The 9,559-nt window shown below is 62.0% G+C and carries 10 protein-coding genes; 9 read left to right on the top strand and 1 reads right to left on the bottom strand.

Annotation, left to right across the window (positions count from 1 at the left end; translation table 11 throughout):
• The 3 genes from H5U38_06505 to H5U38_06495 all read left to right on the top strand — a co-directional run.
• Positions 1-170 (top strand): hypothetical protein (locus tag H5U38_06505; GenBank protein MBC7186669.1); only part of this gene is annotated, 170 nt, incomplete at its 5' end.
• A gap of 18 nt (positions 171-188) precedes the next feature.
• On the top strand, positions 189-671 hold the full coding sequence (locus H5U38_06500; GenBank protein MBC7186668.1) for a PTS sugar transporter subunit IIB: 483 nt from the start codon (positions 189-191) through the stop codon (positions 669-671).
• A 272-nt stretch (positions 672-943) separates the two neighbouring features.
• On the top strand, positions 944-2,188 hold the full coding sequence (locus tag H5U38_06495; protein MBC7186667.1) for a M20 family metallopeptidase: 1,245 nt from the start codon (positions 944-946) through the stop codon (positions 2,186-2,188).
• Here H5U38_06495 and rfaE2 read toward each other — a convergent pair.
• Positions 2,180-2,692, bottom strand: coding sequence for a D-glycero-beta-D-manno-heptose 1-phosphate adenylyltransferase (gene rfaE2, locus H5U38_06490; GenBank protein MBC7186666.1), 513 nt, complete (start codon positions 2,690-2,692; stop codon positions 2,180-2,182). The genes H5U38_06495 and rfaE2 overlap by 9 nt on opposite strands.
• Positions 2,693-2,900: 208 nt before the next feature.
• On the opposite strand from rfaE2, the gene H5U38_06485 reads away from it, so the two are divergent.
• The 6 genes from H5U38_06485 to H5U38_06460 all read left to right on the top strand — a co-directional run.
• Positions 2,901-4,046: an AgmX/PglI C-terminal domain-containing protein gene (locus H5U38_06485; GenBank protein ID MBC7186665.1), complete on the top strand. Its 1,146-nt coding sequence runs from the start codon at positions 2,901-2,903 to the stop codon at positions 4,044-4,046.
• Between the two features lie 112 nt (positions 4,047-4,158).
• Entirely contained in the window at positions 4,159-4,923 is a 765-nt protein-coding gene (locus H5U38_06480) for a 3-oxoacyl-ACP reductase FabG (GenBank protein ID MBC7186664.1), read from the top strand.
• A gap of 24 nt (positions 4,924-4,947) precedes the next feature.
• Positions 4,948-5,244, top strand: a complete 297-nt coding sequence (locus H5U38_06475) for a TIGR04076 family protein (GenBank protein ID MBC7186663.1) — start codon at positions 4,948-4,950, stop codon at positions 5,242-5,244.
• Complete coding sequence (locus H5U38_06470) at positions 5,241-6,269, top strand: hydrogenase expression/formation protein (protein MBC7186662.1); 1,029 nt, start codon at positions 5,241-5,243, stop codon at positions 6,267-6,269. Before H5U38_06475 ends, H5U38_06470 begins: the two co-directional genes overlap by 4 nt.
• A gap of 115 nt (positions 6,270-6,384) precedes the next feature.
• On the top strand, positions 6,385-6,780 hold the full coding sequence (locus H5U38_06465) for a hypothetical protein (protein ID MBC7186661.1): 396 nt from the start codon (positions 6,385-6,387) through the stop codon (positions 6,778-6,780).
• Between the two features lie 114 nt (positions 6,781-6,894).
• A partial coding sequence (locus tag H5U38_06460; protein MBC7186660.1) for a hypothetical protein occupies positions 6,895-9,559 on the top strand: 2,665 nt, incomplete at its 3' end.

Here is a 9,559-nt window from a genome sequence, read left to right as displayed (position 1 = left end):
GCAAAGTCGCCAAGCGCCACCCCCACGTGCGCGTCATCTCTGGAGTGAACCTGCCCATGCTCCTTTCGTTTCTGACCAAGCGCGACAGGCTCCCCTTCCCTGAGCTGGTGGAGACCGTCTGCCGCGATGGGGCACGCGGCATTTCGGCCTACCCAGAGCGGCAAGAGTGAGGAGAGCGAGGGCCAACTATGCCCCTTGTCCTGGTGCGCATTGACGACCGGCTTGTCCACGGGCAAGTGGTCATCGGCTGGGGAAATGTGCTCCACCCCGACCGCATCCTACTCTGCAACGACCAAATCGCCGGATCACCGTGGGAACGGGAGCTTTACACCGGCGGCGCCACGGAGGAGACGGCCGTGGAGGTGCTCACGGTCGAGGAGACTGCCCAGAGCCTGGCCGACAACCGCTTCGACGACGAGCGACTGTTCCTGTTGGTGGAGTCGCCGCGAGAGATCTTGCAGCTTCTGGACCGCGGGGTGCCCATCACCACCGTCAATGTCGGTGGGATGCATCACCGGCCGGGCAAACAGCAGGTTGCACCCTATCTTTTCGTCGATGAGCAAGACCGCTCATGGTTCCAGGAGCTGCATGCGCGGCATGTCGAGCTTGTGGCCCAAGATGTGCCGACGAGCAAGAAGCTCGACCTTGCCAAGCTGCTGAAACTCGAATAGGTGGCGTCCGGGGAGACTGGAGGGCAGGCGAGTCCTCGCGAGCTTTTTCCCTCAAGGGGGCGGATTGCCTCCGCCCTGTGCGGCAGATTTTGTACATGACAACTCTTCCGCAATGAGCGTAGGGAGCAGGTAAAGAAGAGCGCTTGACGAAAAACGCGCCAACAGATTCCTTCCGGTAGACTTCAGCGGCCAAAAGTCCATCCGATCTTGTCGCAGGCGGGAGAGAGGCGCGGCGGCTGAGTGAGCAGGTGCCATTGGCAATAAGAGGGCAGATGGAAGCAAGAACAGCGGTGAACGACTACTTTGCTCGCCACCGCGAGCAAGTGAGGCGAGAGATCGTCGAGCTCACCTCGCGCATGGTGCGCGAGCGCACGGTGAACGTTGTCCCGGAAAAGCTCGTGGACTTTTCCTATTTGAAACAGCGGGGAGAGGAGTACCGAGTCGCGGCAATCGTCACTGAGGTGCTCCGCCGCTGGGGTATTTCGTATGAGGTGTACGAGCGAGAGAGCGGGCGGAGTAACGTGGTGGGGAGCGTGGGAAGCAGCAAAGCCAGGTGCAGACTGTTAGTGGCCTGCCACATGGACGTTGTTCCACCTGGCGATGGCTGGGAAACCGACCCATTTACGCCCGTGGAGAAGGACGGCTTCTTGTACGGACGGGGCGTACTGGACAACAAGGGGCCTCTTGCGGCCTCTTTGCTTGCCGCGCGGGTGCTGAAAGAGGTCGTAGGCGATGATGACCTGGGGGGCCAGTTCCTTGTCGCTGCGCTTGCCGATGAAGAAGCCTCCGCCCCAGAGGGTGATTTTGGCATCGGCTACCTCCTCGAGGAGAAGCTCATTCACCCCACCTGTGCCATCATCCCGGACATCGGCGAGAATATGCGGAGCATCGATGTGGCGGAGAAAGGGCGCTTAGTACTGCGGGTGAGAGCACGAGGGGTGCAAGCGCATGGTTCCACCCCAGAGCGAGGAGTGAACGCCGTCTACAAGATGGCCCGGTTTGTAACGTTGGTGGAAAAGCTGGAACTCCCACACCAGGTGCATCCCGTCCTGGGCAGCCCCACGGTGAACTTGGGGGAAATCCACGGTGGCGCCGCGCCGAACATCGTGCCCGGCGAGTGCACTGCGTACATCGATGTGCGCATGGTCCCCGGACAGACGGTGGAAGGGGTACGCCAGGGCTTTGTGGCACTCGCCAAGCAGGTTGCCGACGACTTTGTCGTGGAGGTGCAGTCAGCCAGCGAGCCTCATGCCATAGACCCCAACAACGAGCTCGTTGCTGCCATTCAGCGGAACGTGGACCAGCTCTTGGGGTGGCGGCCGCAGCCTATTGGCATGGGGGGAGGGACCTTTGCAAAGACGCTCAACTTGGCAGGTATCCCGGCAGTGGGGTTCGGCCCGGGTGATGATACAGCCTTCCACGTGGCTAACGAGCGCGTGGAGATCGAGCAGCTGGTGGACTTTGCCCAGGTGGTCAGTCTGGTGGCCCTCGACCTGGCAGGCCAAGGGTCAGCGTGAGCGTTGGCTGGCGCGCAACATTACCTCACTCACGCGCTTGGCGAGGTCTGAGGTGGAGAGCCCTTCCACCTTCGGCAGGATGACAATGCTGCCGCCATAGCCTTCCACCACGCGCCGTTCCGTCTGGTCGATGGTGTCGATGGTGTAGTCGCCGCCTTTCACGTACACATCGGGCTGCAGTAAGCGCAGCAGGCGGACCGGCGAGCGCTCGTCAAAGAGAATCACATAGTCGACGTAACGGATGGCCGCCAGCACTTCAAGGCGGTACTCTTGGGGAACGAAGGGACGGTCTGGACTCTTCCACTGGGCCACCGAGCGGTCGCTGTTGAGGCCGACGATGAGCAGGTCGCCCAGCTCCTTTGCCTGGCGCAGGTAGCGGATGTGGCCGGCGTGGAGGAGATCGAAACAGCCATTGGTCCAGACAATCCTGGCACCGGAGGCGCGGGCGTCCTTGACAATTGCCACCAGTTGCTCTTCGCTCACCACGGGAAAGGCGGTTGTCATTGCTTGCCCTCAGATTCTTGTGCTTGTCCGTTTAATGATAGTGAATTCTGGGGAGAATTGCAAGAGGCGAAAAGAACGTTGTCCATGCGGCGAGCGAGGACAGGTGGCAGTCTTGTCAAAACTTTATGCTTGACTTTTTGATCGTGGTGATGTACATTACAGCGGCTTTGGACGTGGCGGCTTCGCCTATCTCGCGACGACGGAGAGTGTGAAGCACGGCAAAGGCACATATGCGACTGGTGCAGCGGCCTGGGACCCCGCTCCCGGGGGCATGCCCCATGAGCTGAAAGAGCTCCCCAAGGAGTTTCGCAAGAAGCTTTTCAGTGGCGTGGATCGCCTCTTTGTGGGGATCGTCCTCCTCTCGCTTGTCTTCCACGTTCTACTCATCCTGTATTGGTTGGGCCACTTGAAAATGCCGGGGAGGGGACCGGCCGAAGTGGCCATCCCGAAGCCCTATGTCGATCTCATCGTGAAGCGGCGGGTGCGGGAGGAGCTTCCCGCGCAGGGCGTGCGAACGCCAGGGGAGGAAATATTGCCCAGGGTGCTGGCCGCGCGCGAGCCTTCCGTGGCTGCGGGATTTGAACGAGCTACGACGGAGACCGCAGGGCCGGCTGCCGAAAGCATGGCCAAAGGCGCCCATGCGGCAGCCGAAGTGCGGGCAGACACCCGAGCAGCACGTGCTGCTACGGTGCGCTCTATCGGTGTGCTGCGCCTGATCGGTGGCGCGGGCAGTGGGGCCGTGGATGTGGCAGGCATGTCCACTGTTCTCCAGTCTGCCAATGGCAACGTGCGCGAACTGGAGACGGTGCTGGCACAATTGGATGGCTTGACCGTCCCCCGCGGTGAACAAGGGGGGTTGCGTGGTGGGAGGGTGGTGACCTCGGCAGGCAACCTGAAGGGTGGACGCGCAGCCCGACCGGCAGATGACATCGCTCAACTGGTGGGTGAGGTGGCGCCGCTGGCCCAGGTTAGCGAACGCGCCGTGGAGCGGACCACCAGCTTCGAGAGGGTACAAAGCAACATTGCAGCGCGTCCCCCTGCGGAGCAGCTGCGGGGAGTGACGCGCACCGCCGAGCAGGTCAGCAGCATCATCCGCGCCCACCACAGCGCGATTCAGGACTGCTACAAGAGCGCCCTCCGCACGAGCCCGGATACACGAGGTGAGATTTCCGTCCGGCTGTGGGTGAACCCTGACGGCGAGGTGGTCGACGCGGAAATCGTTTCTTCTACCGTCAACAATCCAGAGCTGGAAGAGTGCGTCCTCCGCAAGGTGCTGCAGTGGAGCGATTTCGGGTTTGCCGATCCTGAGCGCGGGTTGGCGGTCTACCGGCAGACCTATCAATTCGGTCAGTAGCGCTCATCACCTAGCCAGTCGTTGACTTTCACGCAGAGCCGCCTCCGCTCTCATTGCCCGGCGGCTCTTGCATTCTGGAGCACACAGGCAGGTCAGACCAGGAGAGCACGGCATGGAAGGAAGGCTCATTGACCTTTCAGGGAAGGTGGTACTTATCACCGGGGCCTCACGGGGTATTGGGGCAGCGGCCGCCGAGCTTTTCGCCCGGGCAGGCGCGCAAGTGGTGGTAAACTATTTCCGCCAGAAGACGGCAGCTGAAGAAGTGGTAGAGCGCATCCGCGCCCACGGCGGCAAGGCGCTGGCGGTCTGCGCCGACGTCAGCGAGCGCCCGCAAGTGGAGGCGATGGTCCGCGAAGCCCAAGAAGCCTTTGGCACGATCGACGTGCTGGTTAACAACGCGGGCATTTGGACCTACGGGGCCATTGCCGAGATGGACGAACAGGTGTGGCGGGAGACGATGCGCGTCAATCTGGACAGCGTCTTCTACTGCTGCCGGGCTGTGGTGCCGCTGATGATCGCTCGTGGCGGAGGCCGCATCATCAACGTCTCCTCCACTGCCGGACAGCGCGGCGAGGCGTTTCACTCCCACTATGCGGCCACCAAAGGGGCCATCATCAGCTTCACCAAGTCGTTGGCTTCAGAACTGGCGGCGCACAACATCTTGGTCAACTGCGTGGCCCCTGGCTGGGTGGACACCGACATGTCTGCGGAGGCTCTGCGCCAGGAGGGCGACAAGATCTGCACCACCATCCCCCTGCGGCGTGCCGGGACTGCCATGGAGATTGCTGGTGCCATCGTTTTCTTAGCGTCTGACCTTGCCACCTACATCACAGGGGAGATCCTCAACGTGAACGGAGGCTCAGTGCTGTGCGGCTAACCTGCGTGCCGGGAGGTACAGCCAATGTCAAAGCAAGGTCTTCGCATCACTGTGCATAGCGTGAAGGGCCACTGTCCGGTATATCGCCAAGGGGATGGCTTCTTTTTGGAGGAAGGTTACATTTTGAGGCCTAATGAGCGGGCGAGCATTTGCCTTCACTCCCTCGCCTCGTTGCTACCCTACCACGTTGCGCTGTCTCATGGGGTGTCGCCTGTGGCCATCGGCCTCGCCAAGGAAGGCGCAAGTGCCTACGTGCAGTGCCTGGACCCGTGCGAGCTCACCGGCGGCGGCACCGTGACCTTCCGGATCGATAAGGTATGAAGTCTTCACGCGAACACCTGCTGCAGGTGGGCAAGCTGCCCCAAGACCTTCTCGCCGGGCTACTGCACCGCTATACCGGCCGCGACGACCGCCTGCTGGTGGGCCCGGCCATCGGCATCGACGCCACAGTGATCGACTTTGGCGCGAGCTGTCTGGTGGCCAAGACCGACCCCATCACCTTCGTGAGCGACGAGATCGGCTTCTACGCGGTGGTGATTAACGCCAATGACGTGGCGTGCATGGGGGCTCGGCCCCGCTGGTTTTTGGCCACAATTCTCCTGCCCGAAGGAAGCGCCACCGAGCAGATGGCCGAAACGGTTTTTGCCCAGCTTGCCCAGGCCTGCCAGGAGTTGGACATCGTGCTCTGTGGAGGCCACACGGAGATCACCGTCGGGCTCGACCGACCCATCGTGGTGGGGCAGATGTTGGGGGAGGTCCCCAGAGAGCGCCTGGTGACCAGCGCTGGGCTGCAGCCGGGGGATCACATCATTCTGACCAAGGGCGTGCCCATCGAAGGAGGCTCCATCATTGCCCGCGAGCGCGCCCAGGAGTTGACCGAGCTTTTCGGGCCAGAGCTGGTGACCCGTTGCCGAAACCTCATTTTCTCGCCGGGCATCAGCGTGGTGCGCGACGCTGCCATTGCCTGCCAGGCCGGCAGCGTGCACGCCCTCCACGACCCGACCGAGGGCGGGCTGGTCACTGGCCTGCGCGAGTTGGCTGCCGCCGCCGGGGTGGGCCTGGAAATTGACGAGCATCGCATCCCCATTCTGCCCGAGTGCAAGATCCTGTGTGACCAGTACGGGCTTGACCCGTTGGGCACGATTGCCTCTGGGGCCCTGCTCATTGGCGCCCCTGCCGGCGACAGCAGCCGCATTGTAGCCGCGCTCCAGGCAGCCGGCATCGAGGCGCGGGTGATCGGCCGTGCGGTGGAAGCAGAGCGAGGCCTCATGCTGCGTCGGGCGGGAGAGCTGATCCCCCTGCCCGCTTTCCCTCAGGATGAGATCAGTAGGCTGTTCACCGGTTAGGCCAAGTCGTAGCCAGTGCCACGGGAAGAGCTTGGAACACCCTCTCCCAGGGCTGCGCCCGAAGAGTAATTCGCTTGACGGACAGCTTGTCTCTTGCTAAATTAGCCAGGAGGCGATGCTCTCCGCTAACGAACTGCTGGAACCAGGAATTGCCAAAGGGGGTGATGACATGTATCGGCAGTGGCGGGCATCGATATGCTTCGGCTTGCTGAGCCTCGTTTTTGCCCCGTTGGTTCTTTCTCCGCGCCCCACGCACCCTCGCACTGAGGCCAACCGTAGAGAAGGTCACACGTATTACTGGCACGACAAGGTTCACACCTGGTTCATTGCGGCGGGCGCCGTGGTTACCGCCTATAAGAACGGCACCGCGTGCGCCGAGGGCGCGAGCGATGGGAGCGGTTTCTACCGGGTCTGCCTGGATGGCTGTCGCGCCCCTAGTTCTCCTCCGTTCTGGATTGATGTGGTAGCTTCCTACGATGGCATGAATGATTACTACTCCTTCCTCTGCTAGGGACAGGACGAGTGGCACGACTTCTACCTCTTTTACCAATGATGGTCGCACCATAGCTGGCTCCGCCCCAGAAGCGGGCAGATAGCACCGCCTCTCTTGTTTCAGGAGGGAAGGATGTCGAGCGAACCAGGGATGAGTCGGGCGGCGGCCCAAGCGGGGCTTTGGGCCCTGCTGATCTGGCTGCTTGCCTCAGTACCGCTAGCCGCCCAGTACGGGCTGAGTCCGGACTTTTCCTTTGGGGTTGTCGATGTGGGGCGTGTTCCCATGGTGGCCCTCCCCAACGGTCACCTTGGGTGGTCTTGCTCGGCGGGATACCCGCAGTCGCGGTGCCGTGGGGGCGCTTTTTGGCACGGCATTGATCTGCTTGTCGGAATTCCCGAGGGACCATGGACGCCCCGCGCGTTCGATCCAGCAGTAGGTGACACCGTCACTCTTGGCCCTGCGGTGGCCGAAGGCGTGTCGGCTACTGCGGCAGAAGGAGCCGAGGACGGACCGGATTGGGGTCCATGCCCTGGGGCGATTGGCAGGTACTTTTCCGGGGAGGTTCTCCTTGGTCAGCTCTACCCGGACAGTGACATGCCGTTGGTCCCGGTGATGGCTACTTCCACATGCCCAGAGACATGGCCCCTTGACCTCTACGGCCTGCATCGCTGGCCAGGCTCGTGGGCCATCGACCCGGTCACCGGCAAGGAGAGGCCAGGCGTTTTCGCCGGCGACCAAGAGCTCTACTTCTGTTTCACCGACAGGTATGCGGAGCGCACCTATCTTGAGGCTAAAAGTTACCGGATAGGGGCCAGGGTGGAGTGCCAGATCCGCGTCTGCGGCGATAGCTACCTTCGCGACGTCGTGTTCTACGAATTGTCCCTCATCAACGACTCCCCGTACCAATACAACGGAGTCTATGTTGGCCTGTACTGCGACGTGCGGTGGGCCCCTTTTCCCTGGTACGGGGATCTGGTCGACTTTGTCCGGCGAGAAGTGGACCCGCGCACCGGTAAAAGCGTGCTGTACGAGATGGGATATTGGTATAAGCGTCCCCACGCTGTGGAAGCCATCCGGGCTCGGATGGGCCGCCCGGACCTGGTTGTGCCCTACATCGGTGTCATGTTGCTTCGCACGCCGCTGGCCCCATCCGGTGATGGCGTTGACAACGACCTGGACGGGGACATCGACGAAGCGGAAGGGGAAGAGATAGGCATGAGCGGTTTCCATCTTTGCCAGGCTCAAGGTTCAGACGCTCTCCGCCGCCCCATTGACTTCTACCGGCGAAAGGATAGGGACTTTTGGCAGTACAAGGTGCTGAGCGGCGATACGTGCGGTCTTCCGAAGGAGTTGCAGGAACAGTTCTTCATCCCGGACACTACCGGGCGCTTGGACCCCCATTTCGACTCTCCTGGGGGCATAGCAAGCAGATATCCTGAAGAGCTGTGCGACGCCACCTTCCTGGTTTCGAGCGGGCCCTTTGTCTGGCCACCTGGGGACACGCTCCGTTTGGTTGCCGCGCTGGTGATTGGCGACGATCTGGTGGGCCTCAAGCGTAACGCGCGCACGGCGCGGCGCGTGTACGAACTCGGTTACCAACGGTCCGGCCCTCCTCCCGCTCCCCAGGCCTACGCCGTGCCCGGCAACCGACGCGTCACCCTGTACTGGGACAGGGCGGCAGAGCAGGCACGCGACCTCATATTCGGCTACCAGGACTTTGAAGGCTACCGCATCTACCGTACCACGGTTGACCCTCTCCTCCATCAAGCGGGCATAGACGGGGCGCAAGGCGCTGATTGGGAGCTTATGGCGCAGTTTGACTTAAGGGACGGCTACTACGGGCTCGACCCTCAGTATCCTCATGCCAACCTCGGCTCCGAGAACGGGCTCGCCCACGCCTGGACCGACACCACGGTTACCAACGGGGTCACTTACTGGTACAGTGTCTGCTCCTACGATCGTGGGGTGCGGTCCGACCCGCTGTATAATCCCGAGGGCTGGCCGCCGTTTCCCTCATTGGAAAGCCCCAAGGGCACAGACCCCGGCAGAGACTGCAACCTGGTAAGGGTAGTTCCAGGAGTGGTGCCGAGCAACTACGTTGGACCCACGACGGTCATTAGACCGCTTCCGGGGACGCTGGGCAATGGCTCGATTCTGGTGGAAGTGGTGGACGAATTTCGAGTAACGGGCCACGCCTATACCATCGCCTTCGATGACACGAGCAGGCCGGGCAATGTATGCTACTGGGTGTATGATCAGGATCGGGGGGCGACGGTGCTTGCACAGGTGCCGGAGACGCGCGGCCAGGAGGGTCCGGTGTTCGACGGACTACGGCTATGGGTGTGCGGGTTCGACACGCAAGGAGTTTGGCAGGATAGCAGTGGCTGGTGGCGCGGGCAGGAGACGTCCCCCTGCACATGGAGAATCACCGGGCGGCGCGTGGGTAGCCCGCCGCGCGCCAACTATGAGATCAGATTTAGCGGCGAGCGCGAAAAAGGGTATGCCACCGGCAAGACTGCGCCCTTTACCGTTTGGAACATCACCAGTGCCGAAAAAGTGGAATGGGACATTTTCTACGATTCCCGCCAGGATACGAGCGAAGAGATGAAGGCGACCTGGACGAGTGGCGATTGGATCACCTTCCGCGAGAGGGTGGGCAACAGGAAGGTGCACACGTGGACGATCGTGTTGAGTAGGCCGAGGGAGGGGCAGGATGTGCCGCCTGGGGTGGGGGATGTGGCGCGGATAGTGACGACCAAGCCGTTTCGGGTGGGGGATCGGTATTTGTTGGAGACGG

It is taken from the genome of Calditrichota bacterium (genome assembly GCA_014359355.1).
Lineage (GTDB): Bacteria > Zhuqueibacterota > Zhuqueibacteria > JANLFK01 > Oleimicrobiaceae > Oleimicrobium.
Note: the sequence above shows the minus strand (reverse complement) of the source record. Positions and strands in the feature narration are given on the sequence as shown.

What these genes read in the sequence shown, in the direction of transcription:
- H5U38_06500 (MBC7186668.1), top strand. Translation starts at nt 189, where the DNA reads ATGCCCCTTGTCCTGGTGCGCATTGACGACCGGCTTGTCCACGGGCAA.
- H5U38_06495 (MBC7186667.1), top strand. Translation starts at nt 944, where the DNA reads ATGGAAGCAAGAACAGCGGTGAACGACTACTTTGCTCGCCACCGCGAG.
- rfaE2 (MBC7186666.1), bottom strand. Translation starts at nt 2,692, where the DNA reads ATGACAACCGCCTTTCCCGTGGTGAGCGAAGAGCAACTGGTGGCAATT.
- H5U38_06480 (MBC7186664.1), top strand. Translation starts at nt 4,159, where the DNA reads ATGGAAGGAAGGCTCATTGACCTTTCAGGGAAGGTGGTACTTATCACC.
- H5U38_06475 (MBC7186663.1), top strand. Translation starts at nt 4,948, where the DNA reads ATGTCAAAGCAAGGTCTTCGCATCACTGTGCATAGCGTGAAGGGCCAC.
- H5U38_06470 (MBC7186662.1), top strand. Translation starts at nt 5,241, where the DNA reads ATGAAGTCTTCACGCGAACACCTGCTGCAGGTGGGCAAGCTGCCCCAA.
- H5U38_06465 (MBC7186661.1), top strand. Translation starts at nt 6,385, where the DNA reads ATGCTCTCCGCTAACGAACTGCTGGAACCAGGAATTGCCAAAGGGGGT.